At 66.8% G+C, this 15,523-nt stretch carries 13 protein-coding genes and 1 pseudogene; 11 read left to right on the forward strand and 3 right to left on the reverse strand.

Going from position 1 to position 15,523, the window contains the following annotated elements; genetic code table 11:
* Positions 1 to 129: 129 nt before the first annotated feature.
* Positions 130 to 792 carry a DUF305 domain-containing protein gene (locus tag CTB96_RS00010; RefSeq protein WP_110124867.1) on the reverse strand — a complete coding sequence of 221 codons (663 nt, stop codon included), beginning with the start codon at positions 790 to 792 and terminating at the stop codon, positions 130 to 132.
* The gene (locus CTB96_RS00015; RefSeq protein ID WP_110124868.1) at positions 773 to 1,459 is read right to left on the reverse strand and encodes a thioredoxin-like domain-containing protein; all 687 of its coding nucleotides are present in this window, start codon (positions 1,457 to 1,459) and stop codon (positions 773 to 775) included. The genes CTB96_RS00010 and CTB96_RS00015 overlap by 20 nt, the downstream gene beginning before the upstream one ends.
* Before the next feature lie 267 nt (positions 1,460 to 1,726).
* On the opposite strand from CTB96_RS00015, the gene CTB96_RS00020 reads away from it, so the two are divergent.
* The 4 genes from CTB96_RS00020 to CTB96_RS00035 all read left to right on the forward strand — a co-directional run bounded on the left by CTB96_RS00020 (position 1,727) and on the right by CTB96_RS00035 (position 6,491).
* Positions 1,727 to 3,091, forward strand: coding sequence for a cystathionine beta-synthase (locus tag CTB96_RS00020; RefSeq protein WP_110124869.1), 1,365 nt, complete (start codon positions 1,727 to 1,729; stop codon positions 3,089 to 3,091).
* Positions 3,092 to 3,159: 68 nt separating this feature from the next.
* Positions 3,160 to 4,320, forward strand: a complete 1,161-nt coding sequence (locus tag CTB96_RS00025) for a cystathionine gamma-synthase (protein ID WP_110124870.1) — start codon at positions 3,160 to 3,162, stop codon at positions 4,318 to 4,320.
* 84 nt (positions 4,321 to 4,404) lie between these two features.
* Positions 4,405 to 5,811 (forward strand): APC family permease, encoded by a 1,407-nt coding sequence (locus CTB96_RS00030; protein WP_248283132.1) that lies wholly within the window; start codon positions 4,405 to 4,407, stop codon positions 5,809 to 5,811.
* Positions 5,812 to 5,816: 5 nt separating this feature from the next.
* The gene (locus CTB96_RS00035; protein WP_110124872.1) at positions 5,817 to 6,491 is read left to right on the forward strand and encodes a cyclase family protein; all 675 of its coding nucleotides are present in this window, start codon (positions 5,817 to 5,819) and stop codon (positions 6,489 to 6,491) included.
* Positions 6,492 to 6,500: 9 nt separating this feature from the next.
* Here CTB96_RS00035 and CTB96_RS00040 read toward each other — a convergent pair whose 3' ends face one another.
* Complete coding sequence (locus CTB96_RS00040) at positions 6,501 to 8,531, reverse strand: beta-galactosidase (RefSeq protein ID WP_110124873.1); 2,031 nt, start codon at positions 8,529 to 8,531, stop codon at positions 6,501 to 6,503.
* 191 nt (positions 8,532 to 8,722) lie between these two features.
* Here CTB96_RS00040 and CTB96_RS00045 point away from each other — a divergent pair, with 191 nt between their 5' ends.
* The 7 genes and pseudogenes from CTB96_RS00045 to CTB96_RS00075 form a co-directional block, all read left to right on the forward strand.
* The gene (locus CTB96_RS00045; RefSeq protein ID WP_110124874.1) at positions 8,723 to 10,024 is read left to right on the forward strand and encodes an ABC transporter substrate-binding protein; all 1,302 of its coding nucleotides are present in this window, start codon (positions 8,723 to 8,725) and stop codon (positions 10,022 to 10,024) included.
* Positions 10,025 to 10,113: 89 nt separating this feature from the next.
* Positions 10,114 to 11,082: a carbohydrate ABC transporter permease gene (locus CTB96_RS00050; protein ID WP_427846454.1), complete on the forward strand. Its 969-nt coding sequence runs from the start codon at positions 10,114 to 10,116 to the stop codon at positions 11,080 to 11,082.
* 2 nt (positions 11,083 to 11,084) lie between these two features.
* Positions 11,085 to 11,990, forward strand: a complete 906-nt coding sequence (locus tag CTB96_RS00055; RefSeq protein WP_110124875.1) for a carbohydrate ABC transporter permease — start codon at positions 11,085 to 11,087, stop codon at positions 11,988 to 11,990.
* Positions 11,991 to 12,009: 19 nt separating this feature from the next.
* Positions 12,010 to 13,026, forward strand: a complete 1,017-nt coding sequence (locus CTB96_RS00060) for a LacI family DNA-binding transcriptional regulator (protein ID WP_110124876.1) — start codon at positions 12,010 to 12,012, stop codon at positions 13,024 to 13,026.
* A gap of 161 nt (positions 13,027 to 13,187) precedes the next feature.
* Positions 13,188 to 14,207, forward strand: a complete 1,020-nt coding sequence (locus CTB96_RS00065; protein WP_110124877.1) for a LacI family DNA-binding transcriptional regulator — start codon at positions 13,188 to 13,190, stop codon at positions 14,205 to 14,207.
* A 297-nt stretch (positions 14,208 to 14,504) separates the two neighbouring features.
* Entirely contained in the window at positions 14,505 to 15,215 is a 711-nt protein-coding gene (locus tag CTB96_RS00070) for an L-ribulose-5-phosphate 4-epimerase (protein ID WP_110124878.1), read from the forward strand.
* A pseudogene (locus CTB96_RS00075) lies at positions 15,215 to 15,523 on the forward strand (L-arabinose isomerase); the annotation flags it as partial. The gene CTB96_RS00070 and the pseudogene CTB96_RS00075, both read left to right, overlap by 1 nt.

The raw sequence follows: 15,523 nt of genomic DNA on the forward strand, positions 1-15,523 counted from the left end.
TCACATGAGCAAAACCCCTGGACTATCCACGATGTCCTGAGACACACTGTCCACGATGTCCTGAGACATAAATGTCCAAAATGTCTTGAGACTTCACACCCCCAAGAACGCGAGTCTAAGGGGCTTTGCTCACGGCTCGCGGGCGGCGAGCATCGACTCCATCAGGGTGATCTCGGCATTCTGGGAGATGATCACCGAGTTGGCGAAGCCGAGCACCGAGGTGTTGCTGGCCCGGTCCTGCACGGCTTCGGCCATCTCGACGGCACCCCGGTGGTGGGCGATCATCAAGGTGAGGAACTGACGCTCGGCATCGACCCCGGTGGCGGCGGTGAGCTCCGCGATCTGCGCATCCGTGGCCAGACCCGGCATCGGGGCTCCCGGCGTGTGCGCCCCGTCGGTGTGGCCGTGCGTCTCGTCCGACCGGCCCGGCCGGGTCATCCAGGTCATCGACGGTTCCGGGCCGGCCTGGGACAGCTCCCACTCGGTGAGCCAGCCGTACAGCTGGCCGGCCTGCTGCGACTGCGTGGTGGCAATGTCATAACCGAGGAGGCGCACCGCCTCGTCATCGGTGCGGTCGCGGATGAGCATGGCCAGTTCGACCCCCTGCAGGTGGTGCACCTGCATGTCGCGAGCGAACCCGGCCTCGGCGCTCGTCGCGGAGGGGGCGGGGTTGTTGATGGTGCTCAGCCGGCCGATGGAGAAGCCGACCAGGCCCACAGCGACCGCCGCCGCGGCCGCGACAACGACCAATACGACGCGGCGGGCGCCCAGGCTACGCCTTTCCGGGGGCATCGTAGGCACCGGTGCAGAGCGCACCGGGCTCCGGCACGTTGTTGCTCTTCCAGTGCTCCTCGAAGAAGGCGGCGATGCGCTCGTCGTCGGCCGATTCGACCTGCAGCTGCACGTTCCAGCCGCTCACGACGATCGGGGAGGGCAGGCCCTCGAACGGCGACAGGATCACGTAGGTGGACGGCAGAACGGCCTTGAGCGTCGTGAGTTCGTCGGCGGAAAGGTCGGGATCGTAGGTGACCCAGAGCGCGCCGTGCTCGAGGGAGTGCACGGCATTCTCGCTGGGCACAGGCTCGGTGTAGACGCCGCAGTTCAGCCAGGTCGGGTTGTGCTCGCCGCCGGCCGGAGGGGTCTGCGGGTACGTGACCGGAGTCTCCACGTGCAGCGAGGCGTTCTCGAAGGTCTCGACGCCCTCGATCTCGGTGCCATCGCCGCCGGCCGAGTAGCTCGCGCGTTGCGGGGTGAGCACCACGGACGTGATCACGAGGCCGACCACGGCCACAACGGCGGTGATGCCGGCGATCAGGCCGATCTTCTGGTTGCGCGCTCGGCGTTTCTGCTCGCGGTGGTACTGCTCGAGCTTCGCGGCGCGCTGTTCGGCGCGCTGCTGCTTGACGCCGGGCTTGGCTGACGATGCTCCGGACGAACCGGTGGGCGGGGCAGGGGTCACGAGGGGCCTCTTTCAGTTGCTGTTCTCTCATTCGAACGTATGCAGATGAACGGACCCTTCCCGGATGCCGGATTTCACAGATGGTTCACAGGCTGGTCGCACCCCGCAGCCGCGGACTAGAGTGAGGATGTGATCATCCTGACGTCGTGTCCCTGTTGCTGCTCTCGCTAGCCGACTCGCACCACCTCACTTCCGGTTTTCGGACCGACACACCAGGCCTGCGGCCACGACAGCATCGTGACCGCGCCAGAGACGCAAGGATTCCCCATGAAAATCGCTGACACCATCCTCGACCTCATCGGTAATACACCGCTGGTCAAGCTGCACAAGGTCACTGAGGGCATCGGTGCCACCGTGCTCGTCAAGCTCGAGTACCTCAACCCCGGCGGCTCCGCGAAGGACCGCATCGCCACGCGGATCATCGATGCCGCCGAGCGCGACGGGCTGCTGCTACCCGGCGGCACCATCATCGAACCCACCTCGGGCAACACCGGCGTCGGCCTGGCCCTGGTGGCCCAGCAGCGCGGCTACAAGTGCATCTTCGTGCTGCCCGACAAGGTGGGCGAAGACAAGCGCAACGTGCTCACCGCCTACGGCGCCGAGATCGTGGTGACACCCACCTCGGTGGCGCCCGACGATCCGGAGTCGTACTACAGCGTGTCCGACCGGCTCGTCACCGAGATTCCCGGCGCCTTCAAGCCCAACCAGTACTCCAACCCGAACGGGCCGCTCAGCCACTACGAATCGACCGGGCCCGAGATCTGGCGCGACACCGACGGCACCGTCACCCACTTCGTCGCCGGCGTCGGCACCGGCGGCACCATCACCGGCACCGGCCGCTACCTGCGGGAAGTGTCGGGCGACACCGTGCGCATCATCGGCGCCGACCCAGAGGGGTCGGTCTACTCCGGTGGCACCGGCCGCCCGTATCTCGTCGAAGGCGTCGGCGAGGACTTCTGGCCCACCGCCTACGACCCCGCCGTGCCCCACGAGATCATCGCCGTCTCCGACGCCGAGTCGTTCGCGATGACCCGCCGGCTCGCTCTCGAAGAGGGCATCCTGGTCGGCGGCTCCAGCGGCATGGCCGTGGTGGCAGCACTGCGGGCCGCGAAAGACCTGCCTGCCGACGCCGTCGTGGTCGTTCTGCTGCCCGACGGCGGCCGCGGCTACCTGGCCAAGATCTTCAACGACGGCTGGATGCGCAGCTACGGCTTCTCCAACGCGCCCGCCGGGCACACCGTCGCCGACCTGCTGCAGTCGAAGACCGGCACGCTGCCCGCCTTCGTGTACGTGCATCCCAACAACACCGTGCGCGACGCGATCGAGACGATGACCTCGTCGAGCGTGTCGCAGTTGTTGGTGCTCGCGGCCAAACCGCCCGTGGTGATGGGCGAAGTGGTCGGGGCGCTCGACGAGCGCAGCCTGATGAGCCGGGTCTTCTCCGGCGAGACCAAACTCACCGACAAGGTCGGTTCGATCGTGGGCGACGCCCTGCCGTTGATCGGTGTGAACGAGCCGGTCGGCTCGGCCCGCGCCGCGTTCGCCGAGCATGACGCCCTGCTCGTGACCGACGGCGGCAAACCGCTCGGCGTGATCACCCGGCACGACCTCCTCACCTACCTCAGCGTCTGACTCCCCGGCCGGCCCTCGCCGCCGTCGCCCGCCAGACCGCACCGATTACGTCTTTCGAAGGAAACCCCATGAGCTCGTCCGAGAACCAGAAGTTCAGCACCATCGCCATCCACGCCGGCCAGGAATTCGACCCGTCGACCGGTGCCGTCATCCCGCCGATCTACCAGACCTCCACCTATGTGCAGGAGAGCATCGGCAAGCTGCGCGGCGGCTACGAGTACAGCCGGGGCGGCAACCCCACCCGCACTTCGCTCGAGACCATGCTGGCCGCCCTCGAGGGCGGTAAGCACGGCCTGTCCTTCGCCAGCGGACTCGCGGCCGAAGACACCCTGCTGCGCGCCGTGCTCAAGCCGGGCGACCACGTGGTGCTCGGCAACGACGTCTACGGCGGCACCCACCGGCTGATCAACCGGGTGCACGGCGCCTGGGGAGTGCGCAACAGCACCGTGGAGATGAGCGACCTGGCCGCGGTCGAAGCGGCGATCCTTCCCGGCGAGACCAAGATCCTCTGGGTGGAGACGCCCAGCAACCCGCTGATGAAGATCAGCGACATCGCCGCGCTCGTGGCCATCGGGCACAAGCACGACGTGCTCGTTGTGGTCGACAACACCTTCGCCTCACCCGCCTTGCAGCAGCCGCTCGCCCTCGGTGCCGACGTTGTCGTGCACTCCACCACCAAGTACCTCGGCGGCCACTCCGACGTGCTCGGCGGCGGCCTGGTCATCAACGACGAGGAGCTGGCGGAGAAGACCACCTTCCTGCAGTTCGCGGCCGGGCCGGTCTCGGCACCGATGGACGCCTGGCTCACCGTGCGCGGTATCAAGACCCTCGCCGTGCGGATGGAACGGCACAGCAGCAACGCCCTCGCCATCGCCCGATACCTCGAAACCCACCCGGCGATCGAGAAGGTGTACTACCCGGGCCTGGAAAGCCACCCGGGCCACGAACTCGCGCGCACCCAGATGAGCGCCTTCGGCGGCATGCTCTCGATCGGCTTCGCCGGCGGCGAGACCGCCGCCCGGAGCTTCGCCGAGTCGACTCAGCTGTTCCAGCTCGCCGAATCCCTTGGCGGGGTCGAATCCCTGGTCAACTACCCGTCCGAGATGACCCACGCCTCCGTGCGCGGCACCGAACTCGAGGTCGCCACCAACATCGTGCGGCTCTCGGTGGGTATCGAAGACATCGACGACCTGCTCGCCGACATCGCGCAGGCGCTCCCCGCCAGTTGACCCGCAGTGTCGGTGGCAGTAATTCGATGAAGGATGTCGTTTCTGCCATTGAGGCCGTGGGTTCCCGCCGGGCACGATGAGACGGTGACGAAAACAGAGCTCCGCACCAGCCCGCCGCTGCCGGCCGCCGCGCCTGCCTCCAGAGGACTGGGGGTGCTGCAGGGCACCGCCCTGTACGTGGCGGCGGTGCTCGGTACGGGCATCCTGGTCCTGCCCGGTCTGGCCGCCCAGGCCGCAGGGCCCGCCTCGATCCTCGCCGTCGCCGCGGTGTTCGTGCTCTCGATCCCGCTGGCCGGCACCTTCGCGGCGCTGGCCGCGCGCTACCCGGATGCCGGCGGCGTGGCCAGCTTCGTGCGCCGCGCGCTCGGCGACACCTGGGCCCGCATGACCGGGTACTGGTTCTTCTTCGGCGTCGGCGCCGGCGCACCGGTGGTGGCCGTGCTCGGCGCCGACTATGTGGCGGCCATCATCGGGGTGGATCGTGCTGCGGTACCCTGGTTGGCCCTGGCGCTGCTGGTGCCGCCGTTCGTGGCGAACTACTTCGGCGTTCGGGTGTCGGGTGTGGCGCAGTTGGCGCTCACCGCCGGGTTGCTCGGCATCGTGATCGGGGTCGTGGCCGTCGCGGCTCCCGCGGCAGACCCGGGCAATTTCACCCCGTTCCTCAGCCGGGGCTGGGGTGGCGTCGGCGCCGCGATCAGCCTGTTCGTCTGGGCGTTCGCCGGGTGGGAGGTCGGCACCCACATCGCCGGGGAATTCCGTAACCCGCGCCGCACGATTCCGATCGCCACGGCGATCGCCCTCGTGGTGGTCGGCCTGTCGTACCTGGCCCTGCAGTACGTCACGGTCGGGGTGCTGGGCGCCGCGGCTGGAACGGGTCGAGTTCCCCTGCTCGACCTGGTCGCCGCCTCCACCTTCGGTGTCGGCCCGGTGCTGGTGGCCGTCATTGCCGCGATCGTGACGCTCGGTGTGCTCAACGCCTACATCGGCGCGTTCGCGAAGCTGGCCGCGTCGCTCGGCCGGGACGGCGACCTGCCGGCCTGGCTGGCCCCCGGTGCCGAATCGGGTGGCGTGCCGCGGCGCGCGTTGGCCTTGGTGGCCGGGCTGATTGCGCTCTATTCCGCGCTGATGCTGGCCACGGGTATGCAGCTTGCGCCGTTCATCCTCACCCACACCAGCTCGATGGTCGCGATCTACGTGCTCGGCATGGTGGCCGCGGTGCGGCTTCTCCGCACCGGATCGACGGGGTGGTGGCTGGCCGCGATTTCGGTGGTGCTCACGATCGGCCTGCTGCTGCTGGCCGGGCTCTACCTGGTGGTGCCCGCCGGGTTGGCCGGCGTCGCGGTGCTGGTGGGCATACTGACTCGCCGGGGCCGCGCGCGCCGCAGAGGGAGCCCCAACGCTGTCCGCGCTGATTCCACCAATCCGGCTCGGCTCCCCGCCGAGTCCCGTGATGCTGCGCCAGCATCGTCCCGTTCCGCCGAAAGCGAGTGACCCGAATGATCGCATCCGCCGCCCGTCTCGTCGACCTGAGCCACGAGATCAGCGCGGGCCTGGTGACCTACCCGGGGCTACCCGCCCCGGTGATCACCCCGCACCTCACCCGAGAGGACTCACGCAGTCACTACGCCGCCGGCACGGAATTCGCAATGGACCTGATCACCATGATCGGAAACACCGGCACCTACCTCGACAGCCCGTTCCACCGCTACGCGGGCGGCGCCGACTTGGCCGGGCTGCCCCTGGCCTCATTGGCCAACCTGCCCACCCGGGTATTCCGCTACGAGCAGGTAGCGGAGCGCGGCATCGGCGCCGCAGATTTCGCCGGTGAGAATCTCGCGGGAACCGCCGTGTTGCTGCACACCGGCTGGGATCGGCACTTCGGCACACCGGCCTACGCGGCCGGGGCACCCTTCCTCACTGAGGCGGGCGCCCGCGCCCTCGCCGATCGGGGTGTGGCGTTGGTGGGCATCGACTCGCTGAACATCGACGACACCGAGTCCGGTGGCACCCGCCCGGCCCACTCGCTGCTGCTGGCCGCGGGCATCCCCGTGGTCGAGCACCTCACCGGGTTGGGCGGGCTCCCCGACAGCGGTGCGAGCTTCTTCGCGGTGCCCCCGCGCGTGCGGGACTTCGGCACCTTCCCCGTGCGCGCCTTCGCCCTGCTGCCCTGAGCCGCGAGGTCAGCGGGTGGTGCGCACCACCCGGGTGAGCCCAGCCGGTACGAGCACGGTTCCGTCGATGGCGGCACCCGTGACCAGTTCGGTGCCGGTGGCCGACACCGTCTGGTCGGCATCCGTGTGGTTGATCAGAAAGGTGAAGTCGGAGTTCTCGGTCGAGCGGGTGATGCTCTCCACTCCGTCGATGCCCCTGGCTGCGTCGATGCCGGCCGTGTTCAGCACATCGAGTAGCAGGGAGTCCAGGTCACCGCCGACGAGCTTCGTTGACACGTACCAGGCCGAGCCGTCGCCGAATGCGTTCCGGGTGATAGCGGGTCCGCCCGCTGCGGGTCCGTCGACGTACCGGGCCAGCACCTCGGCGGTGGACACCTCGATGTCGTCGGTCCAGGCAATGCCGGTGCGGGAATCGCTGAGCGTGACGGTCTCGCTCTCGTGCAGGGGCAGGAACTCCGGGATGGTGAGACCGAGTACTTCGCGCAGGGCTCCGGGTGCCGCGCCGGCGTAAACGGTGTCATTCTCGTCGACGATCCCGGAGAAGTACGACACCAGCAGGTGGCCGCCCGAGCGCACGTACCCGGTCAGGTTCGCCGAAGCCTCCGGCCCGGCGAGGTAGAGGCTGGGGGCGATGACGAGCTCATAACCGCTGAGATCAGCGGTGGGGTGAACGAAGTCCACCGTCACGTTGCGGTTCCAGAGCGCGGTGTAAAAGGCCTCGATCCGTTCGCGGTGGCCGAGCTCCACACTGGGGCGCCACTCGAAGTCCTGAGCCCAGAACGATTCGGTGTCCCAGACCAGCGCCACCCGGGCGTGCACGCGAGAAGAACGCACGTCGGCGAGGTTGCCGAGAGTCTGGCCGAGGGCGACGACCTCTCGCCAGATCCGGGTTTCGGCGCCGGCGTGGGGGAGCATCGCGGAGTGGAACTTCTCCACTCCGAACCGCGACGCGCGGAACTGGAAGAACAGGATGCCGTCGGCCCCGCGAGCGAGATGGGAGAGCGAATTGCGGGCCAGCTCGCCGGCGCGCTTGGCGATGTTACGCGGCTGCCAGTTGACCGCACCCGTGGAGTGCTCCATCAGGATCCACGGTGCTCCGCCGGCCAGCGACCGGGTGAGGTCGGCATCCATGGCCAGCAGGATGTGGTTGTCGCTTCTCTCGGCCACCAGATAGTGGTCGTTGGAGACGACGTCCACCTCCCGGCTCCACTTCCAGTAGTCGGCCGAGAGGCAGTTGGTGGCCATGAAATTCGTGGTCACCGGGATGTCGGGCGTGAAGCGGCGGATCACGTCGCGTTCGTTGATGAAGCACTCGAGCAGGGCGTCGGAGGTGAAACGGTGGAAATCCAGCCGTTGGGCCTGGTTGCTCACCGATGCGGACTGCCGGGGCGCGTCGATTTCGTCCCACTCGCCATAGACCTGGCCCCAGAAGGTGGTGCCCCACTTGTCGTTGAGCGCAGCGAGGGTGCCGTACCGCGCCTGTAACCAGGTGCGGAAGGCGACGACGGAGTACTCGTCGTAGGAGTCGCTGATCGGTGCGCCGTATTCGTTGTGCACGTGCCAGAGCACGAGAGCCGGGTGGTTCGCGTAGCGGCGGGCGAGCTGCTCGGTGATCGCGGCGGCCGCGCGTCGGTAGTCGGGGCTCGACGGGCTGACCATGCCGCGGGAGCCGTTGCCCAGGGTGACGCCGTCGCGGGTGACCGGGCGGGAGTCCGGGTACTTCTTCCAGAACCAGGCCGGCGGTGCGGCGGTCGGGGTGGCCAGGTCGACGTCGATGCCCGACGCGTGCAGCAGGTCGATGATGTCGTCGAGCTGGCTGAAGTCGTACTCACCCTCGCGCGGTTCCAGGATGCCCCAGGCGAAGATGGCGAGACTGACCAGGTTGATGCCGGCCTGCTTCATCAGCTCGATGTCTTCGAGCCAGGTGGCACGCGGCCACTGTTCCGGGTTGTAGTCGCCGCCGTAGCGGATGCCCGTCGCGCCGTGCAGCAAGCGCTGCATGGCGGGGGAGGTGACGGGGGTGGGGGTCTGGATCGGCATTGGTCTCTGGCTCCTTCAACTGTGTGCGCTCCCAGTTCTAGCACAGCAATTGACAACGATCTAGATGGACAGCCCACGTTGACAACGGCAGAATTGTGTGAATTACTAGTACCGCTCCCAGCCTTCGGCGAAAATTGCCAAGAATGCACCGGGCACCAACTCACAGCACCAGCTTTCATCAAGGAGGACGAATGCGCACGTCAATTCGGGTCGGGGCCGTGGCCATGGCCACAGCCGCAACACTGCTCATGTCAGGTTGTTCGGCAAACACGGGTGGCGGTGACGACGGGCCGGTTGAGTTGAACTACTGGGCCTGGGCGCCGAACCTGGAGCAGGTCGTCGACATCTGGAACGAGGAGAACCCCGACATCCAGGTCACCGTGCAGAAGCAGGACGGCGGCGACCCCGCGATCACCAAGCTGCTCACGGCCATCAAGGCCGGCAGCGGTGCGCCCGACCTCATTCAGGCCGAATACCAGAAGATCCCCACCCTGGTGTCTTCCGATGCCCTCGCCGACCTGTCCGAGTATGGCGCCGGCGACATCGAAGACTCCTTCGCCGACGGAGTGTGGGATTCCGTGACCCTCGGCTCCGACGCGATTTACGCCATCCCGCAGGACAGCGGCCCGATGATGTTCTTCTACCGCGCCGACATCTTCGACCAGCTCGGTTTGACCGTGCCCACCACGTGGGACGAATACGCCGAGGTCGCCCGTGCCGTGCACGCCGCTGACCCCGCGAAGTACCTCGGCACGTTCTCGTCGAACGATGCGGGCTGGTTCACGGGCATGGCTCAGCAGGCCGGCGCCTCCTGGTGGGGCATCGACGGTGAGTCCTGGAGCGTCGACATCGCCGACACCCCCACCGAGACCGTCGCGGGTTACTGGGGTGGCCTCGTCGAAGAGGGCGTCATCGACAACAAGCCGATGTACACCCCGGAGTGGAACGCCGGCCTCAACAATGGCCAGCAGGTCGGCTGGTTGAGCGCGGTCTGGGCTCCCGGCGTGCTCGGCGGCAACGCCGCGGACACCGCGGGCCTCTGGAAGGCCGCTCCCATGCCGCAGTGGGATGCCGACGCACCCGCGACCGGTAACTGGGGCGGTTCGTCAACTGCCGTGACCACCCAGTCCACGCACCAGGAAGCCGCCACCAAGTTCGCGACCTGGCTGAATACCGATGAGGAAGCCGTGCAGGCGCTGGTCACCACTTCCGGCATCTACCCGGCCGACGCGGCGCAGGCCAAGGCCGCCCTCACCGCCCCGCCGGAGTTCTTCAGCAACCAGCCCGACTTCTACGACGTCGCCGCGGAGGTGGCCGACACCGTGAGCCCGTTCACCTACGGTCCCAACGTGAACGTGGCCTACAGCGCCTACAACGACGAATTCGCCAAGGCGGCCGACGCCAAGACGAAGAGTGCGTTCCTCGACGCCGTCGACGCAATGCAGAAGATCACGACCGATGACATGAAGAAGAGCGGCTTCACCGTCAAGTAGACCGGTAGTCGACTCCGGGTCCGCCGGCCGAACCGGCCGGCGGACCCGGAGCACCATTCACCCCAACCCCCACCGAGTGAGGACACCTCGTGACAGTGACAGAGGCCCCAGCGGCCGCCAGGACCACCGCAGCACCCGTCCGCCGCGGCCGAGGCACCTTCCGCACCAGGGTGCTCGTGCCGTACGCGATGCTGGCACCCGGCATCCTGCTCTTCGTGGCCTTCATGGCTGCGCCCATTTTCTATACGCTCTACCTGAGTTTTCAGAAGACCAAGGTGTCTGGGCTGGGGCTCGGCTCCGGCGCCCGCACCGCGGTTTTCGCCGGTATCGACAATTACGTCGCCACCCTCACCAACACCGAATTCGGGGCCAGTGTCGGCCGGGTGCTGCTCTATGGGTTCATCCTGATTCCGTTGATGCTCGGTCTCGCATTGCTGTTCGCCCTGCTGTTGGACTCCAAGCGCACCCGCGCAGCCGGCTTCTCCCGCACCGCCATCTTCCTGCCCTACGCAGTGCCTGCCGTGATCAGCTCACTGCTTTGGGGCTTTCTCTACCTGCCGGCCGTGAGCCCGTTCTACTTCGTCTTCGACAAGCTCGGCTGGGACGTCCCGTCCCTGCTGTCCTCCGGCGGGGTGACCTTCGCCATCGCCAACATCGCCCTCTGGGGCGGCGTGGGCTTCAACATGATCGTGATGTACACGTCGCTCAAGTCGGTGCCCTCCGACATCTACGAGGCCGCCAAACTGGACGGCGCGAGCGAGGTCCAGATCGCGCTGCGCATCAAAATCCCGATCATCGCGCCGGCGATCGTGATGACCGCCCTGTTCTCGATGGTGGCGACCCTGCAGGTCTTCGCCGAGCCGACCACCCTCCGGCCGCTCACCAACTCGCTGTCCACGAGCTGGTCACCGCTGATGCTGGTGTACCGGGATGCCTTCACCCGCGACGACATCTACTCCGCCGCCGCCACCTCGATCGTCATCGCCCTGGTGACCTTCGCCTTCTCATTCCTGTTCCTGCGCGTCGTGCAGAAACGCGCCTTCGGCCAGGAGGACTGACCATGAGCACCGTAACCACTCTCACCCGACCGGACCGTGTCCAGCGCAAAGCCGAGCGCGAGTCCGCCCGAATCTTCAGGCAGAAGGCCAGCCCGGTCTCCACGGGCATCCTGATCATCGGCGCTATCTACTGCCTGTTCCCGGTGTTCTGGGTGCTCATGGCGTCGAGCAAGGACAGCTCGGAGCTGTTCTCCACCTTCACGCTGATGCCCAGCACCCACCTCTGGGACAACATCGTGGAACTCAGCCAGTACCGTGGAGGCTTGTTCTGGCGCTGGGTGCTCAACACGGCCATCTACGCCGGCGTCGGCGCACTGGCGTCCACGTGGATCTCCGCCATTTCCGGCTATGTCCTGGCCAAGTTCGAGTTCCCGGGGAAGAAGGTCGTCTTCTCGATCCTCCTGATGGGCGTGCTCGTTCCCGGCGTCATCCTCGCCATCCCGCAGTACTTCCTGCTGGCCGAGGTCGGCTTGACCAACACCATGTGGTCGGTGCTGCTGCCCCAGATCATCAGCCCGTACGGCATCTACCTGGCCCGCATCTACGCGGCCGCGTCAGTGCCCACCGAGGTCATCGAAGCATCCCGGACCGAGGGAGCGGGCGAGCTCTACATCTTCAACCGCATCGCCTTGCCGATGATGGGCCCCGGGCTGGTGACGATCTTCCTCTTCCAGTTCGTGGCGGTGTGGAACAACTTCATGCTGCCGTACATCATGCTCGGCGACGACAAGCTCTTCCCGGTGACCGTCGGTCTCAGCGGGCTCCTCAACCAGGGCGCATCCGCGCCGTCGATGTACACCTTGGTCATCACGGGCGCGCTGCTCTCCATCATTCCGCTGATCATCCTGTTCCTCGTTCTGCAGCGCTACTGGAAGGTCGACCTCGCCGCCGGCGCGGTCAAGGCCTGACGCTCGCTAGGATTCACACGTGACACCGCCTCCCGTGAAGCGCCGCCCGACCATCGACGATGTGGCCGCGGCCGCCGGCGTGTCTCGAGGAACGGTCTCCAGAGTGCTCAACGGCGGCCACTGGGTGAGCCCGGATGCCCTCACCGCGGTGAACGCGGCCATCCGTAAGACCGGCTACCGCGTCAACCCGCACGCCAGGAGCCTGGCGACCAGCCGGGCGAATTCCGTGGCCTTCCTGCTCACCGAATCCCACGACCGCCTGTTCGAAGACCCCAACTTCGCGGTGCTGATGCGGGGAGCGTCGAAGGCGCTCTCCGTGCACGACATCTCCCTCGTGCTGATCATGGCGGGCAATGAAGACGAACAACGCCGGGCGACAGAGTTCATCACCGCCGGGCATGTGGACGGCGTGCTTCTCGTGTCGTCGCACAGCAGCCGGCGCGGGCTGATCTCCGAAATCGTCGCTGCCGGTATTCCGGCGATCGCCTGCGGGGTACCGCTTGGCTTCGAGAAGAAGATGGGCTATGTCGCGGCCGACGACTACGACGGCGCCCGCGAGATGGTGCAGTTCCTGGCCGGCCTGGGCCGCACGCGAATCGCCACCATCGCCGGACCCGAAGATACCTCCGGCGGCATGCGTCGCTACGAGGCATACGTCGACGAGCTCGGCGATGCTTTCGATGAGACCCTGGCGTCGCGTGGCGACTACAGCCGGGCGAGCGGTGCCCTGGCCATGACCGAACTCCTCGAACGTCATCCCGATCTGGACGCGGTGTTCGCGGCTAATGACATGATGGCCGCCGGAGCCTTGGACGTACTGCTGGCCTCCGGGCGGCGGGTGCCCGAGGACGTTGCCGTCGGCGGGTTCGATGACGCCCCCGTGGCCACCACCACTACTCCGCGGCTGACCACGATGCACCAGCCGTTCGAGCGAATCAGCGAAGAAATGGTGCGCCTTCTCCTCCAGGTCATCGACGGTGAGCGCCCGGCCGCCATCGTTCTGCCAACCGACCTCGTGGTGCGCGAAAGCGCCTGATCGGCCACCTCATCTGGTTCCCTGGAGTTGATGTGACAGTCACATCAACTCAGACGGGGGCCATGTGACAGTCACATCCAGCACTCACACCCGCCCGGAGGTGTGCATAATTGGGGTGCGTACACATTTGTGACCGTGCACATTCGAACAAGGCCGTTTCCGTGTCAGCTGACCTGCCCAAGAGCCGCGCACCCAGCATCCGGGATGTCGCGCGCCTTGCCGGAGTCTCGCACCAAACCGTGTCGCGAGTGCTCAACAATCACCCCAGCATCCGCGAGACCACCAAGGCCAGGGTGCAGCAGGTCATGGACGAGCTGCAGTACCGGCCCAACCGGGCCGCCCGGGCGTTGTCCCGCGGCACGTCACGCACCATCGGAGTTCTCTCCGCATCCAGCTCGCAGTACGGGCCGGCCAGCGGCATCGCCGCCATCCAGGATGCCGCCCGCGAAGCCGGCTATTACGTCAATACCGCCAACCTCACCTCGGCCGACCCCGAGACCATCGAGGCCGCGCTCGACCACCTGATGGTGCAGTCGGTGGAGGGGATCGTGGTGATCGCCCCGCAGATGCGGGTGTTCGACGTGCTGGAACAGCTCTCCATCGCCGTGCCGTACGTGACGATGCAGTCCACCGGTCGGCAGAACGACCACGGCCTCTCCTTCGACCAGATCGCCGGTGCCCGCGCGGCCACCCGGCACCTCATCGACCTGGGGCACCGCAACATCTACCACCTGGCCGGACCGCAGGACTGGATCGAGGCCGAGGCCCGTATGCGCGGGTTCCTCGATGAAATGGGGGCGATGGATGTGCCCACGACGGCACCCATCCTCGGCGACTGGACGGCAGACTTCGGCTACTACGCCGGCCGTGAGCTCCTGCGGGTACGGGACTTCACCGCGATCTTCTCGTCCAACGACCAGATGGCGCTCGGCCTGATGCACGCCATCCGCGATGTCGGTCTCGACATCCCCGGCGACGTCAGCGTGGTCGGTTTCGATGATATTCCCGAAGCGGCACACTTCTGGCCCCCGCTCACAACAGTGCGACAGGACTTTGCCGAGATCGGGCGACGGTGCGTGGCTCTGCTCCTCGATGAGATCACGGACGGCCCCGACGAGCTGCGCACCCCCATCATCCCGGAGCTCATCGTGCGCTCGTCGACGGGCCCGCCGGCCTTCTGAGCGGTCGGCTCGAACCCCGTCCGGGGTACGTTTTGGGGCGTTACCCAATAGTGACAATCCCGACTTGACAGATCTTTCCCGGATGCGGCTAACATGAGGTCAGCAATGTGACCGTTCACATTCACCGCTACATCCGCATTACTGAAGCACCTGCATGACCTCAGACAAGGGAGTCGATTCTGTGAGCACGTCCACCGCTCAGCCCGCCGCACCGGCATTCGCTGCAGACGCGTCATACGTCACCGGAATCGACCATCGAACCCTCACCGTTGCCACCGGCACCAAGCCGGTGTTCGCATGAGCACCTTCGGACCGCAGATCGAGGTCGCCATCGCCCGGGTGCGTGCCGACATCGCCCGGTTGCACGGTGAGTTGACCGCTAATGGCTTGGTCGTCTGGACCGGGGGTAACGTGTCGGGCCGGGTGCCGGGTGCGGATCTGTTCGTGATCAAGCCCAGTGGGGTGGACTATGCGGATCTGGCGCCGGAGAACATGATTCTCTGCGACCTGCACGGCAACGTCATTCCGGAGACGCCGGGTTCTGACCGGTCGCCGTCCAGCGACACGGCCGCGCACGCGTATGTGTACCGGAACCTGCCCGAGGTTGGCGGGGTGGTGCACACGCACTCGACCTACGCCACCGCCTGGGCCGCGCGCGGTGAGGAGATCCCGTGTGTGATCACGGCGATGGCGGACGAGTTCGGTGGGCCGATTCCGGTGGGTCGGTTCGCGATCATCGGGGATGACACCATCGGTCAGGGCATCGTTGAGGCGTTGACGGGGCACCGTTCCCGCGCCGTGTTGATGCAGAACCATGGCCCGTTCACCATCGGTAAGGATGCCCGCGACGCGGTCAAGGCCGCGGTGATGGTCGAAGACGTCGCCCGCACCGTGCACCTGGCCCGGCAGGGCGGGGAGCTCATCCCGATTCCGCAAGAAGCGATCGATTCCCTCTTCAACCGCTACCAGAACGTCTACGGACAAGCACCGCAAGGAGCACTCAAGTAATGCCGGTTCTCAACACCTCCCTCGATTCCTACGAAGTCTGGTTCCTCACGGGCAGCCAGAACCTGTACGGCGAAGAGACCCTGCGTCAGGTTGCGGAGCAGTCGACGACGATCGCCGATGCCCTGAACGCCTCCAGTGATGTGCCGGTCACGGTCGTCTGGAAGCCGGTCCTCAAAGACGCGGAGTCCATCCGCCGGGCCGCGTTGGACGCGAACAGCGACGACAAGGTGATCGGCCTGATCGCGTGGATGCACACGTTCTCGCCGGCGAAGATGTGGATCGGCGGCCTCAACGCGCTGACGAAGCCG

The sequence above is a fragment of the Cryobacterium arcticum genome, assembly GCF_003185895.1.
GTDB classification, from domain to species: Bacteria; Actinomycetota; Actinomycetes; order Actinomycetales; family Microbacteriaceae; genus Cryobacterium; species Cryobacterium arcticum.

Excerpts from the sequence above, each read along its gene's own strand:
- CTB96_RS00010 (WP_110124867.1), bottom strand. The coding sequence starts at position 792 with ATGCCCCCGGAAAGGCGTAGCCTGGGCGCCCGCCGCGTCGTATTGGTC.
- CTB96_RS00020 (WP_110124869.1), top strand. The coding sequence starts at position 1,727 with ATGAAAATCGCTGACACCATCCTCGACCTCATCGGTAATACACCGCTG.
- CTB96_RS00025 (WP_110124870.1), top strand. The coding sequence starts at position 3,160 with ATGAGCTCGTCCGAGAACCAGAAGTTCAGCACCATCGCCATCCACGCC.
- CTB96_RS00035 (WP_110124872.1), top strand. The coding sequence starts at position 5,817 with ATGATCGCATCCGCCGCCCGTCTCGTCGACCTGAGCCACGAGATCAGC.
- CTB96_RS00040 (WP_110124873.1), bottom strand. The coding sequence starts at position 8,531 with ATGCCGATCCAGACCCCCACCCCCGTCACCTCCCCCGCCATGCAGCGC.
- CTB96_RS00045 (WP_110124874.1), top strand. The coding sequence starts at position 8,723 with ATGCGCACGTCAATTCGGGTCGGGGCCGTGGCCATGGCCACAGCCGCA.
- CTB96_RS00055 (WP_110124875.1), top strand. The coding sequence starts at position 11,085 with ATGAGCACCGTAACCACTCTCACCCGACCGGACCGTGTCCAGCGCAAA.
- CTB96_RS00070 (WP_110124878.1), top strand. The coding sequence starts at position 14,505 with ATGAGCACCTTCGGACCGCAGATCGAGGTCGCCATCGCCCGGGTGCGT.